General features: G+C 70.9%; 21 protein-coding genes and 1 tRNA gene. 8 read left to right on the top strand and 14 right to left on the bottom strand.

What is annotated here, in order from left to right; translation table 11 throughout:
- Positions 1-28 precede the first annotated feature (28 nt).
- From AB0B29_RS10855 to AB0B29_RS10840, 4 genes are all read right to left on the bottom strand, one after another.
- Complete coding sequence (locus tag AB0B29_RS10855; RefSeq protein ID WP_104780154.1) at positions 29-253, bottom strand: hypothetical protein; 225 nt, start codon at positions 251-253, stop codon at positions 29-31.
- A gap of 76 nt (positions 254-329) precedes the next feature.
- Entirely contained in the window at positions 330-1,214 is an 885-nt protein-coding gene (locus AB0B29_RS10850; RefSeq protein ID WP_362236827.1) for an SDR family oxidoreductase, read from the bottom strand.
- Complete coding sequence (locus AB0B29_RS10845) at positions 1,211-2,161, bottom strand: alpha/beta fold hydrolase (RefSeq protein WP_362237261.1); 951 nt, start codon at positions 2,159-2,161, stop codon at positions 1,211-1,213. Before AB0B29_RS10845 ends, AB0B29_RS10850 begins: the two co-directional genes overlap by 4 nt.
- Positions 2,162-2,169: 8 nt before the next feature.
- Positions 2,170-3,687: a flavin-containing monooxygenase gene (locus AB0B29_RS10840; RefSeq protein ID WP_362236825.1), complete on the bottom strand. Its 1,518-nt coding sequence runs from the start codon at positions 3,685-3,687 to the stop codon at positions 2,170-2,172.
- A 130-nt stretch (positions 3,688-3,817) separates the two neighbouring features.
- On the opposite strand from AB0B29_RS10840, the gene AB0B29_RS10835 reads away from it, so the two are divergent.
- Entirely contained in the window at positions 3,818-4,462 is a 645-nt protein-coding gene (locus AB0B29_RS10835) for a MerR family transcriptional regulator (RefSeq protein WP_362236822.1), read from the top strand.
- Between the two features lie 251 nt (positions 4,463-4,713).
- Positions 4,714-5,946 carry a recombinase family protein gene (locus AB0B29_RS10830; RefSeq protein ID WP_362236819.1) on the top strand — a complete coding sequence of 411 codons (1,233 nt, stop codon included), beginning with the start codon at positions 4,714-4,716 and terminating at the stop codon, positions 5,944-5,946.
- Between the two features lie 55 nt (positions 5,947-6,001).
- Here the strand turns inward: AB0B29_RS10830 and AB0B29_RS10825 are convergent, their stop codons facing one another.
- Positions 6,002-6,826: an exodeoxyribonuclease III gene (locus AB0B29_RS10825; protein WP_362236817.1), complete on the bottom strand. Its 825-nt coding sequence runs from the start codon at positions 6,824-6,826 to the stop codon at positions 6,002-6,004.
- Between the two features lie 39 nt (positions 6,827-6,865).
- Here AB0B29_RS10825 and AB0B29_RS10820 point away from each other — a divergent pair, with 39 nt between their 5' ends.
- The 3 genes from AB0B29_RS10820 (at position 6,866) to AB0B29_RS10810 (ending at position 8,308) form a co-directional block, all read left to right on the top strand.
- The gene (locus tag AB0B29_RS10820) at positions 6,866-7,354 is read left to right on the top strand and encodes a GNAT family N-acetyltransferase (RefSeq protein ID WP_362236814.1); all 489 of its coding nucleotides are present in this window, start codon (positions 6,866-6,868) and stop codon (positions 7,352-7,354) included.
- Between the two features lie 313 nt (positions 7,355-7,667).
- Entirely contained in the window at positions 7,668-8,126 is a 459-nt protein-coding gene (locus tag AB0B29_RS10815; RefSeq protein WP_362236811.1) for a hypothetical protein, read from the top strand.
- The gene (locus AB0B29_RS10810; RefSeq protein WP_362236808.1) at positions 8,123-8,308 is read left to right on the top strand and encodes a hypothetical protein; all 186 of its coding nucleotides are present in this window, start codon (positions 8,123-8,125) and stop codon (positions 8,306-8,308) included. The genes AB0B29_RS10815 and AB0B29_RS10810 overlap by 4 nt, the downstream gene beginning before the upstream one ends.
- A gap of 149 nt (positions 8,309-8,457) precedes the next feature.
- Here the strand turns inward: AB0B29_RS10810 and AB0B29_RS10805 are convergent, their stop codons facing one another.
- A complete protein-coding gene (locus AB0B29_RS10805; protein WP_436845832.1) occupies positions 8,458-9,624 on the bottom strand; it encodes a nuclear transport factor 2 family protein in 1,167 nt (388 codons plus the stop codon).
- A gap of 86 nt (positions 9,625-9,710) precedes the next feature.
- On the opposite strand from AB0B29_RS10805, the gene AB0B29_RS10800 reads away from it, so the two are divergent.
- Positions 9,711-10,682 carry a LysR family transcriptional regulator gene (locus AB0B29_RS10800; RefSeq protein WP_362236803.1) on the top strand — a complete coding sequence of 324 codons (972 nt, stop codon included), beginning with the start codon at positions 9,711-9,713 and terminating at the stop codon, positions 10,680-10,682.
- A gap of 409 nt (positions 10,683-11,091) precedes the next feature.
- Here AB0B29_RS10800 and AB0B29_RS10795 read toward each other — a convergent pair.
- The 7 genes from AB0B29_RS10795 to galU all read right to left on the bottom strand — a co-directional run bounded on the left by AB0B29_RS10795 (position 11,092) and on the right by galU (position 16,655).
- A tRNA-Ala gene (locus AB0B29_RS10795) sits at positions 11,092-11,165 on the bottom strand.
- Between the two features lie 83 nt (positions 11,166-11,248).
- Complete coding sequence (gene sepX / locus AB0B29_RS10790) at positions 11,249-12,505, bottom strand: divisome protein SepX/GlpR (protein ID WP_362236801.1); 1,257 nt, start codon at positions 12,503-12,505, stop codon at positions 11,249-11,251.
- A gap of 172 nt (positions 12,506-12,677) precedes the next feature.
- Positions 12,678-13,295: a GNAT family N-acetyltransferase gene (locus AB0B29_RS10785; protein WP_362237258.1), complete on the bottom strand. Its 618-nt coding sequence runs from the start codon at positions 13,293-13,295 to the stop codon at positions 12,678-12,680.
- 26 nt (positions 13,296-13,321) lie between these two features.
- Positions 13,322-13,822, bottom strand: a complete 501-nt coding sequence (locus AB0B29_RS10780) for a MogA/MoaB family molybdenum cofactor biosynthesis protein (RefSeq protein ID WP_362236798.1) — start codon at positions 13,820-13,822, stop codon at positions 13,322-13,324.
- A complete protein-coding gene (gene moaC, locus AB0B29_RS10775) occupies positions 13,819-14,328 on the bottom strand; it encodes a cyclic pyranopterin monophosphate synthase MoaC (RefSeq protein ID WP_104780145.1) in 510 nt (169 codons plus the stop codon). The genes AB0B29_RS10780 and moaC overlap by 4 nt, the downstream gene beginning before the upstream one ends.
- 82 nt (positions 14,329-14,410) lie before the next feature.
- Positions 14,411-15,751, bottom strand: coding sequence for a molybdotransferase-like divisome protein Glp (gene glp, locus AB0B29_RS10770; RefSeq protein WP_362236795.1), 1,341 nt, complete (start codon positions 15,749-15,751; stop codon positions 14,411-14,413).
- A 4-nt stretch (positions 15,752-15,755) separates the two neighbouring features.
- Entirely contained in the window at positions 15,756-16,655 is a 900-nt protein-coding gene (galU, locus tag AB0B29_RS10765) for a UTP--glucose-1-phosphate uridylyltransferase GalU (protein WP_362236793.1), read from the bottom strand.
- 168 nt (positions 16,656-16,823) lie between these two features.
- On the opposite strand from galU, the gene AB0B29_RS10760 reads away from it, so the two are divergent.
- Positions 16,824-17,372, top strand: a complete 549-nt coding sequence (locus AB0B29_RS10760) for a 5-formyltetrahydrofolate cyclo-ligase (protein WP_436845823.1) — start codon at positions 16,824-16,826, stop codon at positions 17,370-17,372.
- A gap of 193 nt (positions 17,373-17,565) precedes the next feature.
- Here the strand turns inward: AB0B29_RS10760 and AB0B29_RS10755 are convergent, their stop codons facing one another.
- Positions 17,566-20,391, bottom strand: a complete 2,826-nt coding sequence (locus AB0B29_RS10755; protein ID WP_362236788.1) for a penicillin acylase family protein — start codon at positions 20,389-20,391, stop codon at positions 17,566-17,568.
- A 238-nt stretch (positions 20,392-20,629) separates the two neighbouring features.
- Between AB0B29_RS10755 and AB0B29_RS10750 the strand changes: the two genes are divergently transcribed.
- Positions 20,630-22,159: a potassium/proton antiporter gene (locus AB0B29_RS10750; protein ID WP_362236785.1), complete on the top strand. Its 1,530-nt coding sequence runs from the start codon at positions 20,630-20,632 to the stop codon at positions 22,157-22,159.
- Positions 22,160-22,251 lie beyond the last annotated feature (92 nt).

Genomic DNA, 22,251 nt, shown 5'->3' with positions numbered 1-22,251 from the left:
GACGCCCCAGTCCTCTCGGCACGCAACGTCAGGCGTCGTAGTCCTGGTCGAAGCGGTCCTCCTGGTCACGCTCACGCTCACGGTCGCGCTGCGGCTCCGAGCGCTCACGGTCGCGCTGCGGCTGCGAGGGGTCCATGTCCTCGTCGCGCCGGCGACCGCGGCCCTGCATCTGCTCGCGAGCCTGGTCCGCCTTCTGGCGAGCCTGGTTCTGCCACTGCTCGGACTTCTCCTGGAACTGGTCCTTCATACCCATGTGGGTTCACTCCCGTTGGGGGTGAGGGGATCTGGCTCGATCAGATTCACACGGGCCGTGACGCTGCGCATGTCGATCACTTACGGAGCGTAGCGCGCTGCTGTTCGTCGGCCGCTCCCCCGGCCCCGACGAGGCCCGTGCGCATGCCCGTCAGCCGGTCCGCGAACCGCCGCATCTCGCGCTGGCCCACCGTCCCGATGACCGCGGGCAGGTAGCCGCGCACGCCCTGCATCCCGCGCAGCCACCACTGCCCGTACACATGGCTCGACGTGCGCTCGATCCCCTCCACGAGCCGGTCCACGGCCGGCCCCAGCGGGTACGTCTTGTTGGACGGCCAGGGCAGCCGCTGCCTCAACTCCCGCATGACGTCGTCCTGGTCGGCCCCGCGCACCATGTCGGTGTCGGTCCACGACAGATACCCGACGCCCACCTTCACGCCCCGGTGCCCGACCTCGGCCCGCAGGCTGTGCGCGTACGCCTCCACGCCCGACTTGGACGCGCAGTACGCGGTCATCATCGGCGCCGGGGTGATCGCCGCGAGGGAGGCGATCTGCAGCAGATAGCCCCTGCTCCGCGTCAGCAGCGGCAGGAAGGCCCGGGCGGTCACCGCAGAACCGATCAGGTTCACCTCGATCACCCGCCGCCAGGACTCCGGGTCGGAGTCCGCGAACGGCCCTCCGGTGGCGACGCCGGCGTTGGCGACGACGATGTCGACCCGGCCGAAGCGCTCCTCGACCTCGCGCGCCACACGGGCCATCGCCTCGTGGTCGGTGACGTCCGCGTGCCAGTGGTCGCTGTCGCTGTGCAGCCGGCCGGAGACCTCCTTGAGCACGTCCGGCTCCAGGCCCACCAGCGCCACCTTCACACCACGCGCCGACAGTTTGCGGGCCAGCAACTCCCCGACACCGCGCGCCGCTCCGGTCACCACGGCAACCTTGCCCTCAAGGCTCACCCTGCTCATGCGCTCTCCTCGGTCGCGACGGGGATGTGTGCGGCGGCGAGTTCCCGGATGGTGCCGCTGACCAGGTCGGGCGCCTCGACGGGCGTCATGTGGCCGATGCCGGGCAGTTCGACGAGCCCGGTGCAGTGCGGCAGGGCGGCGGCCAGGGCCCGGGCCTGCACCGGCGGCGTCAGCCGGTCCGCCGTACCGACGAGCACGGCCGTGGGCACGTCCAACTCGCGCACGCCGTGGTCGAGGTCGAGCAGGTCCAGCACCTGCGACCAGGAGTGGCGGACCTTGCGGGGGCAGGCGTGCACGATCCGGGCACACGCGTCGATCATGTGCGGGGCCGAACCGGGGCCCATCGTGCCGTACTTGAGGATCCGGCGGGCGAGCGGCGTGACCGGCCCGAGCGGTGCGCGGGAGCCCAGGATCCGCCGGGTCAGCCAGGTCCGCACCCGCCCGGCACGCATCGGTACGACGGTGGAGGCCGCGACCAACTGCGAACTGCCCGTGCTGCACAGCAGGACGGCGGCCGCGTGCGCCCGGAAGGCGGCTCTTGCGGAGGCCGCCATCACGGTCATCCCGCCCATGGAGTGCCCCGCGATCACGGCCTGTTCGCCGGGCGCGAGGGCGGCCTCGAGAACCGCTTCCAGGTCGTCGGCGAGCGCGTCGGAGCTGCACGCGGGGCTCGCGGGGCTGCGGCCGTGGCCGCGCTGGTCGTAGGCGATGACGCGGTGGTCGGCGGCCAGGTCACGCAGCTGCGCCGCCCAGAAGGCGGTGGAACAGGTCCAGCCGTGGGCGAGGACGACGGCGGGGGCGCCCTCGGGCCCGTGGATCTCGACGTGCAGCCGGGCCCCGTCGGCGGAGACGGCGGTCAGCTCGCGCGCCGGGGCGGGCGGGGCGTAGGGGCCGGAGTCGAAGGGGGTCCCCCCTGCTCGAGCGAAGCCGAGAGCTTGGGGGAGCAGGAGGCGGCTCACGCGTCCACCCCGGCCTTCTCCGCGGCGGTGGTCTTCTTCACCGCGGGCGCCCGCAGGACCTCGTACTCCGCGAGGTCCACCCGCCGCGTCGCCCGGCGGAACTCCCCGGTCGTGCCGGGCCAGATGGTGGTGTTGCGGCCGCTCGCGTCGAGGTACCAGCTGGTGCAGCCGCCGGTGTTCCACACGGTGCGCTTCATGCGCTCCTGCACCCGGTCGTTCCAGGTGCGCACGGCGTCCGGGCGGGCGTCGAGGGCGACCCGGCCGCCCAGGACGTCGAGCTGGCGGACGTAGTCGGCGAGGTAGTTCAGCTGGGACTCGATCATGAGGATCATCGAGGAGTTCCCGAGGCCGGTGTTGGGCCCGATGACCGTCATCCAGTTGGGGAAGCCGGCCGCCGAGGCGCCGCGCAGGGCCTCCATGCCGCCCTTCCACGTCTCGGCGAGGGTCCGCCCGTCGGCGCCCACGACCCGTTCGGCGATGGGCATGTCGGTGACGTGGAAGCCGGTACCGAAGACGATCGCGTCCACCTCGGCCTCGCTGCCGTCGGCGGCGACGAGGGTCGAACCGCGGACCTCGGTCAGCCCGCTCGCGATCACGTCCACATTCGGCTGCGCGAGCGCCGGGTAGTAGTCGCTGGACAGCAGGATCCGCTTGCAGCCGATGCGGTAGTCCGGGGTCAGCTTCGCCCGCAGGGCCGGATCCTTGATGGACCGGGCCATGTTGCGCCGGGCCATGTCCTCGACGAGCCCGAGCTGCCCCGGATGCTTGGTGAACGCCTGGACCTGCACCTCTCGGATGCCCCACAGCAGTCCGCGCCGCACCTGCGAGGTGAAGGGCAGCCGCCGGTGCACCCACCGCTCGATGTCGCTGATCGCCCGGTCCATGCGGGGCATCACCCAGGGCGCCGTGCGCTGGAACAGGGTGAGCCGCGAGACGTCGGGCTGGATCGACGGCACGATCTGGGCGGCCGAGGCACCCGTCCCCACCATCGCGACGCGCTTGCCACGCAGGTCGTAGTCGTGGTCCCAGCGGGCCGAGTGGAACACCTTGCCCGGGAAGGACTCCAGCCCGGGGATGTCCGGCACCTTCGGGTCGGACAGCGGCCCCGTCGCCGACACGACCAGGTCCGCCGACAGGTTCCCGCTGCTGGTCTCGATGTCCCAGCACAGCCGCTCGGCGTTCCAGGTCATCCGCTTCACCTCCGAGTCGAAGCGGATGTGCGGCCGCAGCCGGAACACGTCCGTCACGTGCTCCAGATAGGCGCGGATGTGCTCCTGCCCCGAGAAGGTGCGCGGCCAGTCGGGATGGGGCGCGAAGGAGAACGAGTAGAGGTGCGAGGGCACGTCACACCGGCATCCCGGGTAGCTGTTGTCCCGCCAGGTGCCGCCCACACTGCTCGCCCGCTCCAGGACGACGAAGTCGGTGACACCCTCGCGGCGCAGCCGCACCGCGGCCCCCAGCCCGCCGAACCCGGACCCGACCACCGCGACCCGCACATGCTCGCGCTCGCCCATGCCGACACCTCCACGCACCACGAGAACCGTGCCAGTGAACACTGGCGCAATGGGAGCGTAGGGCAGCGGCGTACTGATGGGTAGGGGGCGGGACACGGAAGTTACCCGCAGTACGCCTTAAGGTGCCCAGGTGGCCGAGAAGCGTGAATACCGCATGGAAGAGCTGGCCCGGCTCGCCGGGATCACGGTGCGCACCCTGCGCTTCTACCGCGAACGCAAACTGATCCCGCCACCCCGCCGCGAGGGCCGCATCGCCTGGTACGACGACCATCACCTGGCCCGGCTGCGCACGATCACGGCCCTGCTGGAACGCGGCCACACCCTCAACGGCATCGCGGAACTGGCGGAGGCCTTCGACCACGGCCGGGACGTCGGCGACCTGCTCGGCGTCGGCGGCCCCACCGAGGAGGAGCCCATCCGCCTCACCCCCGAGGAGCTCGCCGACCGCTACGCGGGCGAGGCCACCCCGGAGAACCTCGCCGCCGCGATGGAACTCGGCTACCTCGGCACCGACGGCGAGGAGATCGTCCACATCAGCCGCCGCCTGCTGGACGTCTCATCGGCCCTGGTCCACGAGGGCATCCCCCTCGAGGAGGTCCTCCGCGCCGCCCAGCAGGTCCGCACCCACGCCGACGCCCTCGCCGACCTCTTCACCGACCTGGTCCTGCGCCACACCTCCGCCCAGGACCTCCCCCGCCTACGCCCCCTGGCCCGCAGCGTGGTGGAGGCGGAACTTTCCCTGGCGCTGGACCGGAGGATGCGAAACCAGGCATAGCCGCTGAAGGCGCCACACATCTCAACTGTCCAGCACTTCAGACACATGCACTCCATCGAGGCACTTTCCAGACGGTCACCGGCGAAACCGCGTTCGCACTCCCAGAGTGAGATCGAAAAGGCCCCGGCGGCTGTGCGACCAGCCCCGGGGTATGGCCGACCCTTACCTGGAGCGTCGACGTGCTCAAGCGTAGTCCTCAGTCTTCACAACCGGCTTCGGCTCAGGCCGGACATCCACGAGCTCTGGGAGCCGTGCGTCTCAGCCATCTGACCGAAGTGACCACGTCACCCGGCAGACAGCGCACCTCGATCCAGCGGTGCGCCCAGCGGCTGGGCTTCACATTGATCGCCGAAGCCTCCGACCTCGGCGTGCCCGCGCGCACGATGTCGCCCTTCGAAAGGCCTGCTTTGTCGACCTGGCTGCGGCGCCCGGACGCATACGAAGCCATCCTGTGGTCGCACGTCGATCGCGCCGTCCGCTCGGTGGCCCACATGTCCGAGTTGCTCGAGTGGAGCCGGCAGTGCTCTACGACGCTCGAGACAGGTCAGCCGCTGGGGGTCACACCGCAGGCCGACGGCGACGCAATCCGCCATTGCATGAATCTGGCCTACGCCGCGGAACAAGAGACCCGCGCCATTTCCGCTCGTCTCACCAGCGCCCACGAAGTGCTGCGAGCCACTGGCCGATACGGCGGGGGCCTGGTTCCGTTCGGGTACAAGAAGGCACCGCACCCCTCTGGCATCGGGTGGTGTCTGGCTCCCGACCCGGAGACCGTCACCGTCGTCCGCGCGATCGTGGACGACGTCCACTCGGGACTGTCCCTGGTGGCCATCGCTCACAAACTCGAGACCGCGGGCGTCCTGGTGCCACGCGATCGCCACGCCCAGCTTCAGGGGCGCCCCCCCCCGGGTGGGCGACGCCACGGGCGCGACTTCGAGCGTTTCCGTTGGACAGCAGGCAGCCTGTGCAAGATCCTCCGTACCCCGGCACTCATGGGCCACCGGGTCCACAAGGGAATGACCGTCCGTGACGCTGAGGGCTCACCCGTGCTGATCGGCCCACCGCTTCTCACTGAGGACGAGTTCCGGGCGCTCCAGGACGCCCTCAGCGCCCGCTCGAACGGCACCCACCCCAAGGGTCGGGAGACGTCGCTGCTCATCGGGGTCGCGCACTGCACCGGATGCAGTGGCCGCATGTACTTCGCCGCCTGGAAGGCATATGCGTACGGTGACTACGTCTGCCGTGCGCCTGCCCGCGGCGTGACCTGCCCAGCTCCCGCTGGCATTCGTGCCGACTGGCTCGACGAGTACACCGTCAGCCGCTACCGCGAGGCGTTCGCCACGGACGGTGAGGTGACCCGGGGACAGCTCCTCAGGGACGGAGTTCGCGTCACGGTCACCAAGGGACGGTCGGGCGGTGGACCGGAGCGACTGGCCGGGCCCGATACCTCACGGCTGACCTTCACGATCGCGTCGCGGCCCTGATCCGCCCTACGGCACATGGGGGCGTGTACCGAGTGTCGGCGCGCCCCCACCCGTGTCACCTGTCGAAGACGACCGTCACGGGCGCGTGATCCGACCACCGTTCGTCATGGCTGGCGGCCCGCTCCACAAACGCCTTGACCGCCCTCTCCGCGAGCCCCGGGGTCGCGACGGCGAGATCGATCCGCCACCCCGTATCCCGATCGAAGGCCCGCCCCCGGTACGACCACCACGAGTACGGCCCCTCGACGTCCGGGTGCAGGGCGCGTACGACGTCGACGTAGCCGCCGTCGGCCGGGTCGAGCACTTGGCCGAGCCACTCGCGCTCCTCGGGCAGGAAGCCGGAGCTCTTCTGGTTGCCGCGCCAGTTCTTCAGGTCGGCCCGCTGGTGGGCGATGTTCCAGTCGCCGCAGACGAGCACCTCGCGCCCGTCGGCGGCCGCACGCTCCCGTAGCCCCTTCAGGTGGACGAGGAACTCGCCCATGAAGCGTTCCTTCTCGTCCTGCCGCTCGGTGCCGACCTCGCCGGAGGGCAGGTAGAGGGACGCCACGGTGACCCCCGGGAGGTCGATCTCCACGTACCGCCCGCTGCCGTCGAACTCTTCCGAGCCGAACCCGATCCGGACCCGGTCGGGCTCGCGGCGGCTGTACAGGGACACCCCGGCCCGGCCCTTGGCGGCGGCCGGCGCGTGCACCACGTGCCACCCCTCGGGCGCACGGACGTGCTCCGGCAGCTGCTCCGGCTCGGCGCGCACCTCCTGCAGGCACAGCACATCGGCTTCGGTGCCGGCGAGCCACTCCACGAAGCCCTTCTTCGCGGCGGCACGCAGCCCGTTCACATTCACAGAGGTCACAGTGAGCACCCCGGCACGATACCGGCACACTGGACGAGGTCCAGTTCCGGATCGAATACGGTAGCGGCCATGCACATACGCCGGGTCTCCTTCGACCACCCCGACGCCATGAAGCTGAACGACCAGGTCCAGGCCGAGTACGCCGTCCGCTACGGCGACGACGGCGACGCCACGCCCATGGCCGCCGCGGACTTCGCCCCGCCGAACGGCGTCTACCTGATCGCGTACGACGAGCACGGCACCCCCGTCGCCTCGGGCGGCTGGCGCACCCAGGACAGCAACGGCGAGGGCAACCTGGACGGCGACGCCGAAATCAAGCGCATGTACGTGGTCGACGCCATGCGGGGACGGGGTCTGGCCCGGCGGGTCCTGGCCGCCCTGGAGGAGGACGCCCGCGCCGCGGGCCGCCGCCGCATGGTCCTGGAGACCGGCACGAAGCAGCCGGAGGCCATAGCCCTGTACACGTCCAGCGGATACGAGCCGTGCGGCAAGTTCGGCTATTACCGCCACCACGAAGCGAGCCGGTGTTTCGCCAAGGACCTTCGGCCGGCCGGCTGACGGACACTCAGCGACGGGCCGGCTGTGGCCCGTGTCACGCGGCGCGAGCCATCGCCGCCCGCCCCGTCGCCCACTGTCGGGGCCTGAACATACGTCAGAGCCCGGTCGGTTCCCCGACCGGGCTCTGGGCTGCGTGGGGTGTTCACGAGTAGTGATGAGCTGGGCCGACAAGAGGCTCCGAAGATCGGTCCCCGTTTTGCCGAAGATCGCTCCCCAGCCGCCAGGGGAACGGGACGGGTCGCCGTCGTCCGGCCACTCGCGAGGAGTGCGTGACCGGTCCGCTGCCCACGCCCCTCTTCCTGAGGACGCGGCCGTGAACTTCTCCGAGCTGGTGAACAAGAACAAGCAGACCCTTGCCCGGCTCCGGGAATCACCGAGACTGCTTTTGCACCGCAGAGACGGCGAGGATCTCGTCCTCACCACCGCGGCACGGGCCGAGCAGGACCAGACGGTGGTGTCAGCAGCCACCCGGATGCTGGCCGCGATGGCCCGCCGGGAGCCCGGCAGCATGGAACTGCTCCTCGACATACTGCCGGACGCATTCCCATGGGTCCGCTTCCTTCCCGAGCCCGATCTCCACGCCTTCGCCGTCGAACTGGTCGACACCATGCGGGCCGCCGACTCAATCGGCAACAGCGCGTCCGTCGCCCAGTTGCTCATCGCCTGGCAGCACACCGCCGAGGTCTACTCCGACCCCGAACTGCTCGCCGCACTCACCAGGGATCACGGCGAAGACCACGGCCCGGTACCGGACCCGCGGTGCGTCGCATGACCGCGGGCCGCGGCGACCGCGCCGCACCCCCGGCACCCGACGGCCACTGGGAAGTCCGCTTCGCCGACGCCGCCTCGGCCAAGGGCTGGGAGAGCCTCGCCCAGCAGGCCCGCGAAAACACCTACCGCGCCTGGATCACCTGCGCAGGCACCGGGCATCCGCGAGCCACAGACCGACGCTGAGCCGGCACAGCCGGGTGGGCGGGACGCACACGAGGCGAGGCGCCTGGTCATGCGCCGATGGAACAGCCAGTGCAACACCGACCTCCTCGGCCCGGAACGACTGATCCGGGCTTGACGCTGAATCCGGCGCATGATTGCTTCCGGCGTCCTCAGGAGTGGCGGTGATACGCCTTGTTGGCGATACGCCAACTGTCGTCGGTGCGGACCAGCAGGAAGATGTCGGTGAACGTGTCTGCGCCGTGCGAGAGCGTCATGGTTGCGGTCGCGACGGTGCCGTGGACGTCGATGGCGTCGATGCGGCGGGAGCGGGTCGGTTCGTCCGGGGCCGGCCGGCCAGGGAAGAGAGCGCAGTATTCGTCCAGGCGCCAGGAGACGAATGCGCCGTCGCGGAGCCCCTCGATGTGGGCAGTGGGAAGGAACGCGTCGCTGAAGTGGGTGGGGTCCCCGGTGGAGTGTCCGCGGATGTAGGCGCGGAGCGGTTCGAGTACGGCGTCTTCTACGGCGGGGACCGTGGCGGCGACCGCGATGTCGGCCTCAGGGGCGGCAGGGGTGTCGGCCAGGCCGGCTGCGCTGCGCAAGGGGGTGTTGGACGCGGCGGCCAGCAAAGCCATGTCCTTGGCCAGCGCGCCGATGGTGAATTCGGCCGTGACAGCGCCGGGCTGGTCGGCGAGGAAGGGCCGTTTGCGGGCCACGAGCCCGCCGAGTTGGCCGAGTTCGAGGACGTCGAGTACCTGGGCACGGGGCAGGTCGAGGGCGTCGGCTTGCCGTAGTGAGTCGCGCAGCGCGAGGACGGCGCCGGCGAGGCTGTGGTTGGCGATCAGCTTCAGCGCGGCGGCGGTGGAGGCGTCATCGACGTGCCGGATGGTGCCCAGCGCTTCCAGAACCGGTCGGACTCGATCAAGTGCGTCTTGGCAGGCGGCGGCAAGAATCTGCAGGGTTCCGGCGGCGGCAGCCGGAACAGAGCCGAGTACGGGCGCGTGGACGTAGGCCGGGCCGAGTTTCCGGGCCAGCCTCGATGCTTCGGCGGGGGCGATGGTGCTGGTGTTCAGTACGATCGTGTCCGTTCGTAGCGAGCCACGGACATCGTCGAGGACCTGCCGGCAGGCCGGGCCGTCGAACAGCGCCAGGACCACGAGGTCGGCGTCGGCCACGGCGTCGTTCGGATCGCCGGTCGTCTTGACGGCGCCTGATGTGCGCCCGGAGCGTGTCCAGCCGACGACGTCCCAGCCCTGGGTGGCCAGTCGTGTCGCGATCGCCTCGCCCATGCGCCCCAGGCCGAGGACGGCGATCGTGTGCGGTGTGGTCATGCTCGCCACAGTGGTGCACCACGAAGGCTGCGACAAGCGCAGATCGTGCAGGCCGGCCCTGCGGGGTTCGCATACCGGCTGGGCATACTGGCGCCATGGAACTGACGGTGTGGCGGACCTTCGTGACCGTGTGCCGGCTCGGGTCTCTGTCGGCGGCGGCCGCCGAGCTCCATCACACGCAGTCGGCCGTCTCCCGGCAGATCGCCGGCCTGGAGCGGCAGCTCGGCGTGCCGCTGGTGGAGCGCCATGCGCGCGGTGTGCGTCCGACGCCTGCCGGTGAGGTGTTCCGGCACCACGCTCTGGCCACGCTCAGCGAGGCCGACCGCGCCGTACGTGCCGCACGGGAGACCGGCGACGGGGCGTTCGACCGGCCGCTGACCGTCGGCGCGACACCTTCTCTTGCCGCAGGGATCGTCCCCGAGGCCGTCCGGGCCCTGCAGAAGGAGACCGGATCCATCCGGTGGAGCCTGCTCCCCGGCTTGAGCGCACAACTGCACCACCGTGTGACCACCGGCGATCTCGACGTTGCCGTCGTCACCGATGCACCGCCAGGGCTGCCCCATGACCCGCGGGTCGAGCGCCGGTTCCTCGGGCTGGACGACATGGTCGTCGCACTGCCCGTCGACCATCCACAGGCCGGGCGCGGCTCGGTGCGCATGCAGTCACTGGCCGACCAGACCTGGGTCGAGGACAACGACGGCTCAGCGGCACTCCTGCACCAGCACGCCGCCCGTGCCGGAGTCAGCGCCCGCATCGACCTCACCGCCGCCGATCTGCCCGGCAAGCTGGCCCTGGTCGCAACCGGCCACGCCATCGCGCTGATACCCGGGGTGCTGACGCGCGCACTGCGAACCGACATCACCACCGTGGGCCTGGTCGATCCCCCGACCCGCGGCATCTACACGATCACGCCATGTCGCGACCCCCACCCCTGCGCAGCGCCCCTGCTCGACCAGTTCACCGCAGCCTTCGCCTCGGTCCGTCCTGCGCACGCCGCTCACCGGCTGAGTGGTACAGACGCCCACTTCACTGGGCCACCGCTTCACGACGGCATCACGGAACCGTGAGCCGGGGCTCTCCTGCATCGAGACACCGCCGACCTTCCCAACTGCCTTACGTGGTTTGGCGTTACGTCAGGGATCTCACCGCTGCTCCGGGACGCCCGACGGAGGGCAAGGCCGGGACGGCGGCGGTGGAGAGGATCCGCGCGACCTGCAAGCGGCTTGCCGGGCACGGCTTTCGAACACGACCATCCCCAGCCACCGGCTCGATGCCGACCCCGGCATCCCGGGGCCAACCGTCATGCGCTCAACAGGGCCTGATCCGGCAGCGACACCGCCATAGCCGTAGACCACCGACGTCCATCACCCCGAACGCCATCGAACAGACCCCGGAAACGACGAAGATCCCGAGCGATCATCATGATCGCCGGGATCTCGTCAACCGACCTTGAGCCAACTCAAGAACGGTTGTGCGTGGACCTGAGGGGATTTGAACCCCTGGCCCCCTCGATGCGAACGAGGTGCGCTACCGGACTGCGCCACAGGCCCTTGCAACGAGTGAAACTTTAGCACCCCGATCGGCCTGCTTGGAAATCCGTTCCCCAGGGGCGGTCACCTGCGGCTTCGCGGCGCTACTCGTTCGCGGCCCGGGGCCGCTCCCCGTCCTCGTACTGGTCGAACAGCGGGGTGCGGCCGCGCTCCCGGGCCCGCCGGGCGGAGGCCGCCCTGGGGGTCGCCCCGCGCGAGCGCGTCCGGGCCTGGGGGAGGGCGTCGCCGCTTCCGTCGCCGTCGCCGTCACCGGCGTCCTGGGCGGACGGGTGCGGCTCGCCCGGGTGGCCGGCGGCGCCCGAGTCGTTCTGCGCGTCCGGGTTCACCGTGCTCGACCGGGCCGAGCTCCAGGTGTCGGGGGCGCCCAGGTCCACGTCGCTGGTGGCCCGCGGGGCGACCGGGGCCGTCACATAGGTCGGCAGGGGGACCGGCACCGGCTCCCAGCTGTCGCCGCCCTGGCCGGGCCGGCGACGGCGCTCTCGCTGCTGGTCGACCCACTCCGCGTGGTCGGTCTGTTCCACGAGGGCGCGCCGGTCGGCCGCGAGGGCCGAGAGGCCGGGGTCGGCCACCGACTCGGGTCCCTCCTCCGGTTCGTCGCTCTCCTCGTCGGCCAGGGCGCGGCGGCGGGGCTGGCGCTGCCGTTCCCGCAGGCGCTGGGCCGCGGCCTCGGCCGCCCGCCGGTCCATCTGGTAGGCGAAACGGCGGCGCTCCTGGGAGCGGAGATAGGCGATGTAGACGCTGAGCATGACCGCGGGTACGCCGGGGGCCCACAGGAACGCGAGCCCTCCGACCGCGGCGACGATCGCGCCGAGGGTGAAGGCGAGGAACAGCATGGTGGTGGTACGCCGGCGGCGCGCGAGGACCTTCGAGCGCCGGGCTCGTGCCGCGGCTGCCTGGTCCGCCTGTGCCGAGGGGCCGCGCCGGGCGGCGGGCACCCGCTCGCGGGGGCGGCCGGAGCGCGCCGCGTTGGGTGCGGGCGACTGCCGGGCCTGGGGTTCGGGGGCCGCCGGCCGGGCCGGCTGCTCGGGGGCGGGCGACGGTACGGGTGCCTGGGTCTGCGGACGGGTCTTGGACACGGCGAAGGCCCGGACGTCCACCGAGTCGGTGACGGCGTCCGGCCTGTCGGCGCCCTGCTCCCCCTCGTCGGTGGAGCGCGCCCGCAGGTCCTTGGCGTACCGGCGCTCCATTCCCGCCCGTCCGGACAGCAGCCGGATGGCGGTGCTGAAGCGTTCCGTCGGACGGGCCTCGTTCAGCTCGTCCTGCCTACGGAGCCACATCGGCACCAAGTAGGCGGCCCAGGCCCCGACGATGACTGCGTAGATGAGGCCGCTGCTGCTCACGTCTCACACCGTAGAGGGGTTTGTGTGAGGCCATCTGCCAATTGAGCCGGTGTGTCGCACGATCTGGCTGATATTTCGAACTTTTTTTGTGACCGATGCGATCAGCAGACCGCCCAGGCCGGGAATTCATTGCCCTGAGATGGTCATCGGCCGATCAATTTCGAACATGTATTCAATTTCCGGGGTGGTGCCGCATTCCCGGGTTGCTCTGCGACCGTGCTCGGTGCCAGCGCTTCAGCAAGCCGTCCGGCACCTCCTCGGCCGTCAGGGCGAAGACGAGATGGTCGCGCCATGCTCCGTCGATGTGGAGATAGCGCGGCCGCAGCCCCTCCTCGCGGAATCCGAGTTTTTCCACGACCCGGCGGCTGGGCCCGTTCTCCGGGCGAATGCAGACTTCGATGCGGTGCAGTCCGACGGTGCGGAAACAGTGGTCCACGACGAGCGCCACCGACGTCGGCATCACCCCGCGGCCGGCCACCGACTCGTCCACCCAGTACCCGACGTGCCCCGAGCACATCGAGCCCCAGGTGATCCCGGCGACGGTCAACTGCCCGACCAGCCGCCCCTGGTACTCGATGACGAAGGGCAGCATCCGGCCCGCGTTCGCCTCCGACCTCAGATGGCGGACCATCTGGCGGAAGGTGGGGCGGTGGGTCATCGGCCCGCCCGGTGCGGGCGGCGGGATCGTCGCCTCCCAGGGGCGCAGCCAGTCGCGGTTGCGCCGGTTGACCTCGCGCCATGCCCGCTGGTCGCGCAGCTTTATCGGCCGAAGGACGATGTCGCCGTCCACCAGCTCCACGGGCCAGGATGGGCTGTTCAGCTCGCACCCCCACTGCCGGGTCTGGGGTGGTCGCCGCCCCGGAGCTGCTCGACGGCATGGACGAGCAGCGGCTCCAGGACGGCGAGGCCGTCCTTCACGCCGCCGCTGGAGCCGGGCAGGTTGACGATCAGCGTGCCGCCCGCCACTCCGGCCAGGCCCCGGGAGAGCGCCGCCGTCGGCACCTTCGGGCGGCCGAACGCCCGGATGGCCTCGGCGATGCCCGGCACCTCGTGGTCGATCACGCGGCGGGTCGCCTCGGGCGTGCGGTCGGTGGGCGAGATGCCCGTGCCGCCGGTGGTGACGATGACGTCGTAGCCGGCGTCGACACCGGCGCGCAGGGCCGCCTCCACGGGGTCGCCGTCGGGGACGACCTGGGGGCCGTCGACCTCGAAGCCGAAGGCCTTCAGGCCGTCGGAGACCAGCGGGCCGCCCTTGTCCTCGTAGATCCCGGCGGCGGCCCGGTTGGAGGCCGTGACGACGAGAGCGCGATACGTCATGACCGGCTCCAGTCGCCCGACTTGCCGCCCGTCTTCTCCTCCACCCGTACGTCCGTGATGACCGCTCCCTTGTCGACCGCCTTGACCATGTCGATCACGGTGAGCGCGGCGACGGAGACCGCGGTGAGGGCCTCCATCTCGACACCCGTGCGGTCCGTCGTCTTCACGGTGGCCAGGATCTCCACGGCGTCGTCCGCGACCGACAGGTCCAGTTTCACACCGGACACCGACAACGGGTGGCAGAGCGGGATCAGGTCGGGGGTGCGTTTGGCGCCCATGATCCCCGCGATCCGCGCGGTCGCGAGGGCGTCGCCCTTCGGGACACCCTCGCCGCGCAGCAGCTCGATCACACGGGGCGAGACGAGGACGCGTCCGCTGGCGCGGGCGGTGCGCGCGGTCACGTCCTTCTCCGACACGTCGACCATGCGGGCGGCGCCCGCCTCGTCGATGTGCGTCAGCCGGTCCGGCGTACGGCCGTCCTGCGGGGGTGGGTCCTGCGTGCTCATGCTGTGTGGCGCTCCCGGTCCGGGCCCGTCGCGGTGCGGCGCACGGGCCTGTTGTGCGCGACACGGTACCCCCAACCAGCGGCTATCGGCCGAGCAGGACCACCTCGACCTCGGTGCCGGGTTCGACGGAGACGGTGTCCTCGGGAACGGTGATCAGGGCGTCCGCGTGGGCGAGGGCGGCGACCAGGTGGGACCCGGCGCCACCGACCGGCGTGACCTTGCCGTCGGCGTAGGTGCCGCGCAGGAACTGCCGTCGGCCCTTCGGGGAGGTCAGTGCCCTGCCGGCGGACAGGGTCGCCCGGGTCGTCGGACGGTGGACGTCCTTCAGCCCCATGAGGGTGCGGATCGCGGGGCGGACGAACAGTTCGAAGGAGACGTACGACGACACCGGATTGCCGGGCAGGGCCAGCAGCGGGGTGTGGTCGGGGCCGATGGAGCCGAAGCCCTGGGGCTTGCCGGGCTGCATGGCGAGTTTGCGGAAGTCGATGCCGCTGCCGGCCTCGTCCTCGTCGCCGACGTGCGACAGGGCCTCCTTGACCACGTCGTACGCGCCGACGCTGACGCCTCCGGTGGTCACCACCAGGTCGGCGCGGACCAGCTGGTCCTCGATGGTGGAGCGCAGGGTCTCGGCGTCGTCGGCGACGGCTCCCACGCGGTAGGCGATGGCGCCGGCGTCGCGGGCGGCGGCGGTGAGGGCGAAGCTGTTGGAGTCGTAGATCTGACCGGTGCCCAGTTCCGTGTCGGGCGGGACCAGTTCGCTGCCGGTGGAGAGCACCACCACGCGGGGGCGCGGGCGTACCCGGACGGTGCCGCGGCCGATCGCGGCGAGCAGGGAGATCTGGGGCGGGCCGAGGACGGTGCCGGCCTCCAGGGCGCGGTCGCCGGCCTTCACGTCGCTGCCCTTCGCGCGCACGTGCGCGCGTGCCTCGGCCGGGCGGTACACGTGCACGTGCCCGGTGGCGTCCTCGGGGCCGAGGCTGCGGGCGCGCATGCCGTGCACCGGGCCCTCGCCGAGACCGCCGTCGGTCCACTCGACGGGCACGACCGCCTCGGCGCCGGACGGCAGCGGGGCGCCGGTCATGATGCGGGCGGCCTGGCCGGGGCCCACGTGGAGCAGGTCGGCCTGGCCCGCGGCGACGTCCCCGACGACCTCCAGGGCCGCCGGGAACTCCTCGCTCGCGCCCGCGACGTCCGCGACCCGTACCGCGTAGCCGTCCATCGAGCTGTTGTCGAAGGGCGGCAGGGACACCGGCACCGTGATGTCCTCGACGAGGACGCAGCCCTGGGCGTCGAGCAGGTGCAGCTCGATGGGTTCCAGGGGCCGGACGGTGGCGAGGATGTCCTCCAGGTGCTCGTCCACCGACCACAGATGGTCGGGGCCGAAGTCGTCCTGGCCGGTGACGTGGGGCGCGGCGCTGCTCAACGTGCTACATCTCCTCGGCTACGTAACTGCGAAGCCAGGTCCGGAAGTCCGGGCCCAGGTCTTCACGTTCGCATGCGAGTCGGACAATGGCACGCAGGTAGTCGCCGCGGTCGCCGGTGTCATAGCGGCGGCCCTTGAAGACGACGCCGTGCACCGGGCCGCCGATCTTCTCGTCCTGGGCGAGCTGCTGGAGGGCGTCGGTGAGCTGGATCTCCCCGCCGCGGCCGGGCTCGGTCCGGCGCAGTATGTCGAAGATGTGCGGGTCGAGGACGTAGCGGCCGATGACGGCGTAGTTGGAGGGTGCGTCGGCCGGGTCGGGCTTCTCGACGAGTCCGCTGACCTGGACGACGTCGCTGTCCGTCGTGGTCTCCACGGCCGCGCAGCCGTAGAGGTGGATCTGCTCGGGGGCGACCTCCATGAGCGCGATGACGCTGCCGCCGCGCTGCTCCTGGACCTCGACCATGCGCTGCAGCAGCGGGTCGCGGGGGTCGATGAGGTCGTCGCCGAGGAGGACCGCGAAGGGCTCGTCGCCCACGTGCGGGGCGGCGCACAGGACGGCGTGGCCGAGGCCCTTGGGGTCGCCCTGGCGGACGTAGTGCATGGTCGCGAGGTCGCTGGACTCCTGCACCTTGGCGAGGCGACCGGCGTCGCCCTTCTTCTGGAGAGCCGACTCCAGCTCGTAGTTGCGGTCGAAGTGGTCCTCGAGGGGGCGCTTGTTGCGGCCCGTCACCATGAGGACGTCGTCGAGACCCGCGGCGACCGCCTCCTCGACCACGTACTGGATCGCCGGCTTGTCCACGACCGGCAGCATCTCCTTGGGAGTGGCTTTGGTGGCCGGCAGGAACCGGGTGCCGAGGCCTGCTGCGGGAATGACAGCCTTGCTGATCCGAGGGTGCTGAGTCATGTCGGCCACCCTATCCGGTGCCTTTGCATGGAATCTGCGGCTCCGGTTCATAGGAGCTCATATGAGCGTATTGCAACGGTACGGGAGCAACCATTGAGGCCTATCGCACGTCCGGGCGAGCCTGACAAGCGGAGTTTGCGGCGCGGGTTCCTCGCGGTGAGGAGCAGGTTGACGGCAGATGACCTGCGGGAGACGTCGACCGCCCTGGCCGGGCGGGCGCTGGAGCTGCCCGAGTTGGCCGGGGCCGGCACGGTCGCGGCGTACGTCTCCGTGGGGAGTGAACCCGGCACTCTCGCGCTCCTGGACGCCCTGCGTGCCCGGGGCGTGCGCGTGCTGCTTCCGGTCCTGCTGCCCGACAACGACCTCGACTGGGGCGCGTACGAGGGCGAGGGCTCGCTCGCGTCCGTCCGGCACGGCGGCAGGATGGCCCTGATGGAGCCCGTGGGCGAGCGCCTCGGGCCGGACGCCGTGACCACCGCCGACGCCGTCCTGCTGCCGGGGCTCGCGGTGGACGAGCGCGGAATGCGGCTCGGGCGGGGCGGCGGCTCGTACGACCGGGTCCTCGCGCGACTGGAGCGAGCGGGCGCTCATCCCGCCCTGGTGGTGCTGCTGTACGACTCCGAGGTCGTCGGGCACGTCCCGGAGGAGCCGCACGACCGGCCGGTGCACGCGGTGGTGACACCGTCGGGAGTACGGCGGTTCGGGCACGCGTCCTGACGGGGGCGCCGCGCTGCCAGGGTGGAGTCCTGGCAGGGGGTGGCGTCCTGGCAGGGGGTGGCGTCCTGGCAGGGGGTGGCGTCCTGGCGGGGCGCCGCACGGGGAGGGTGGCGCCCCGCCGGGTCGGCGCCGTGACGCGAAACGGCCCTCCACGCGCGCGTGGAGGGCCGCTCGTCCTGCCGGTGTCAGTGGCTCACGGCTTGAGCACCAGCTTGTCGGCCGTGCTCTTCTCGACCGCCTGGTCCGAGAAGGCCCACGGCAGCAGTTCGCCGTCGGCCCACTTGTCGGTCTGGTCGACGTAGTGGGCGCTGTAGGCGTGCCCGGAGGCGCCGGTGAGGTTGATCCACTTCGACTTGTCCAGGTCGCCGAGGTTCACCACCATCCGCATGGACGGCACCCACACGACCCCGTAGCCGCCGGCCGCGTTCCAGCCGGACGCGTTGACCGTGGCCTCGCCGCCGCTGAGCTCCCAGGGGCCACGGTTGAGCGCGCGCTTGATGAAACCGGGGCCCGCCGTGCCGAGGGTCTGGTTCTTCAGGAACAGGCGGTGCAGCCGGCCCCAGCTCCAGGAGTCGATGTCCTTGCCGAGCTTGGCGGTCAGCTCCCAGCGGGCGTCGATCATGGCCCGCTTGAACAGCTCGTCGCGGTTGTGGGCGGCGGGGCGGGTGCGCACCTCGGGGGTGGTCCACCAGTCGCTGTCCGGCTGGTCCATGAGCCGCCGGACCACCTCGAACCACCGGTCGCCGCCGTCCGGCTGCGCCTGGTCGGGGTCGCGCTGGCCGCACTCGCGGACCTTCTGGACCTCGTCGGCCGGGCCGGTGTTGTTGACCGGATCGACCCACAGGCACTGGCCCTTGGGCCGCAGCTCCTTGGGCAGTTTGTTGCCGAAGGCGAGCTTGAGGATGTTGCGCCAGACGGCGTTGAAGTAGGCCGCCGCCGCCGAGTCGGCGTCCTGGGTGTAGTCCCAGCCCTCCAGGAGCTTCTGCGCCTCGCGGACGTCCTTGTTCTCCGGGTCGATCTTCAGCAGCGTGGGCACCAGCAGCCGGGCGATCTCGCTGCTGTTGTCCAGCTGCATCTGGCGCATGTCGTCCGTGGAGATCTTGCCGCCGTCCTTGATCTTCGACTGGATCAGGTCGGTGATCCGCTGGCTGCGCGCGCCGTAACCCCAGTCGGCGGTGAGCGTGTAGGGGTACTTGTCCGGGTCGATCACGGCCTGGTTGGCGGTGACGATGTAGCCGCGCTCCGGGTCGTACTCGTAGGGCAGCGCGTCCTGCGGGATGTAGCCGGTCCAGCGGTACTCGGGGTCCCAGCCGGGCGCCGGGATGGAGCCGTTGTCGTTCTTCGCGCGGATCGGGATCTTCCCGGGCAGCGTGTAGCCGATGTGGTTCTCGTTGTCGGCGTAGATCAGGTTCTGCGAGGGCACCTCGAACTGCGACGCGGCCTTGCGGAAGTCGCCCCAGTTCTTCGCCTTGTCCATGGCGAAGACGGCGTCCATGGTGGTGCCGGGCTGCAGGGCGGTCCAGCGCAGCGCGACGCCGTAGCCGTCGCCTCTGTCGGGTGCGGCGGTGTCGACGGTGGCCTTCTTGCCGACCTTCACGAGCTCCTCGTCGCGGTCGGACAGCAGGGGGCCGTTGTTGGTCTCGCGGACGACGATCTTCTTGGGTGAGCCGCCGGCGACCTTGATGGTCTCCTCGCGGGTCTCGAAGGGCTTGACCTTGCCGTCGTACAGGTAGCCGTTGCCGGTGATCTTCTCCAGGTAGAGGTCCGTGACGTCCACGCCGGAGTTGGTCATGCCCCAGGCGATGTCCTGGTTGTGACCGATTATCACGCCGGGCATGCCGGCGAAGGTGTAGCCGCTGACGTCGTACTGGCAGGTGCTGGAGACGCTGCGGCAGTGCAGGCCCATCTGGTACCAGACGGACGGCAGGGAGGGCGACAGGTGCGGGTCGTTGGCCAGCAGCGGCTTGCCGGTGATGGTGTGCGCCCCGCCGACGACCCAGGAGTTGGAGCCGATGCCGTCGCCGTTCACGCCGACGGCCGGCGGGAGGTCGTCCAGGACCCGGGTCAGACCGCCGAGCTGGCTGTCCAGGCCCGCGGTGCCCGAGGCGCCGGAGCCGGTACCGCCCGTACCCGAGCCGGTGCCGCCCGTACCCGAGCCGCTCGACGCGGTGCCGGTGGAGGTGCCGCCGGTCCCGCCCGCGCCGGAGGTGCCGGAGGTGCCGCCCGTGCCGCCCGGCTCGAACGCCCTCGTCAGCTCGTCGTACTGGCCCTCCTGGACGATCGCCTTGTTCCGGCTGTACGGGTACTGCGGGTACAGGTCGGCGATCTGCTTCGGGCCGAGCCGGCTGGTCAGCAGGGCGCGGTCGATCTCGTCCTGCATGTTGCCGCGCAGGTCCCAGGCCATCGCCTTCAGCCAGGAGATCGAGTCGACCGGGGTCCACGCCTGCGGCTTGTAGTCGTTGGTGAAGCCCAGCGCCGCGTACTCCAGGGAGATGTCCTCGCCGTCCTTGCCCTGGAGGTAGGAGTTGACGCCCTGGGCGTACGCCTGGAGGTACTTCTTCGTGGAGGCCGACAGCTTGGTGTCGTACTCCTGCTTGGCGACCCGGTCCCAGCCGAGGGTGCGCAGGAACTCGTCGTTGTCGACCTGGCTCTTGCCGAACATCTCCGACAGCCGGCCGGAGGCCATGTGGCGACGGACGTCCATCTCGTAGAACCGGTCCTGCGCCTGGACGTAGCCCTGCGCCATGAACAGGTCCGCGTCGGAGGACGCGTAGATCTGCGGGATGCCGTAGTTGTCGCGTTTGACCTCGACGGGACCCGAGAGCCCCTTCAGCGTCAGGGTGCCCTTGGTCTGCGGGAAGGAGGCCCGGACGGTACTGATGGACCAGTACGACCCGTACGCCACACCCCCGATGAGGGCCAGCACCAGGACGAGCACGATGAGTCGGGCTTTGCGCCCCTTTCTCCTGCCGGACTTGCCGGGCTGCTGACCCGTGGAGGCGGTGGTGTCGGTGGGCATCGCTGTCCTTGCTGTCCTAACGCGAGCGGCAGGTTCGGCTGTGCTTTTAACTGAGCGCTGGAGCAACGATAGGCGCAGGGCCTTCCGCCCCTTGACGCGGAGTCGGGAACCGGCACGGACTGACGTTCGATCTCACCCTCGCAAGCGTCAAGAAATCGTCAAGAGTTAGGTAAGGTAACGAAGTAGTTGGCGCGCTGCGCCACCGCTTCATGTGCGATGTACGTGAGCCCACGCGCGCGTGCGTGCGGGCCAGGGAAGGATTCGGCCGCTGACTGTTCACCACCTCAACCAGCTCCTGCTCGTCTGCTCGCTCGTCCTGCTCGTCGCCGTCGCAGCGGTACGGATCTCCTCGCGCAGCGGGCTCCCCAGCCTGCTCGTGTACCTGGGGATAGGCGTCGCCATGGGCCAGGACGGCGTGGGCGACATCCACTTCGACAACGCCGAACTGACCCAGGTCATCGGATACGCGGCCCTGGTCGTGATCCTGGCCGAGGGCGGTCTGGGCACGAAGTGGAAGGAGATCAAGCCGGCCCTGCCGGCCGCCACGGCACTGGCGCTGGCCGGTGTCGCGGTGAGCGTCGGGGTGACGGCGTCGGCCGCGCACTATCTGATCGGGCTGGAGTGGCGGCAGGCGCTCATCATCGGGGCGGTCGTCTCCTCGACGGACGCGGCGGCCGTCTTCTCGGTGCTGCGCAAGATCCCGCTGCCCGCGCGCGTGACGGGCACGCTGGAGGCGGAGTCCGGCTTCAACGACGCCCCGGTGGTCATCCTCGTGGTGTCCCTGTCCACGGCCGGCCCGGTCGATCACTGGTACACGCTGCTGGGCGTGATCGTGGGGGAACTGGCCATCGGCGCGGCCATCGGGCTCGCGGTGGGCTGGCTGGGCTCCTGGGGCCTCAGGCACGTGGCACTGCCCGCGTCCGGCCTCTACCCGATCGCCGTCATGGCGATCGCCGTGGTGGCGTACGCGGCCGGCGCGCTGGCCCACGGCAGCGGCTTCCTCGCGGTGTACCTCGCCGCGATGGTCATGGGCAACGCGCGGCTGCCGCACTGGCCGGCCACGCGCGGGTTCGCCGACGGGCTCGGCTGGATGGCCCAGATCGGCATGTTCGTCCTGCTCGGCCTGCTGGTCACCCCGCACGAGCTGGGCGACGACATCGTCCCCGCGCTGGTCATCGGGCTGGTCCTGACCATGGTGGCCCGGCCGCTGAGCGTGGTGCTCTGCCTGTCGCCGTTCCGGGTGCCCTGGCAGGAGCAGACCCTGATGTCCTGGGCGGGGCTGCGCGGCGCCGTGCCCATCATCCTGGCGACCATCCCGATGGTGCAGGGCGTCGACGCCAGCCGCCGGATCTTCAACATCGTCTTCGTGCTGGTCGTCGTCTACACCCTGATCCAGGGCCCGACGCTGCCCTGGCTCGGCCGCAAGCTGCGGCTCGGCGACGGCTCGGAGGCCGCCGACCTCGGCATCGAGTCGGCGCCGCTGGAGCGGCTGCGCGGGCACCTGCTGTCCGTGGCCATCCCCGGCGAATCGAAGATGCACGGCGTGGAGGTGGCCGAGCTGCGGCTGCCGCACGGTGCCGCCGTGACGCTCATCGTGCGCGGGGGCGAGTCCTTCGTGCCGCTGCCGACGACGATTCTGCAGCGGGGAGACGAGCTCCTCGTGGTCGCCACGGATCCCGTCCGGGACGCGACCGAGAACCGGCTGCGGGCCGTGGGACACGGCGGCAAGCTGGCCGGCTGGCTGGGGACGGGCGGGAACAGCGCTTGAGAGGGCACTTTGCACCCTTTGTGATTCACAGGGCGCGCAGGCCATGGTGCTCACTTTCACAGGCCCACACCACCTTGATCCCTGTACGATGA

It is taken from the genome of Streptomyces tibetensis, from assembly GCF_040647715.1.
GTDB lineage: Bacteria > Actinomycetota > Actinomycetes > Streptomycetales > Streptomycetaceae > Streptomyces > Streptomyces tibetensis_A.
Note: the sequence above shows the minus strand (reverse complement) of the source record. Positions and strands in the feature narration are given on the sequence as shown.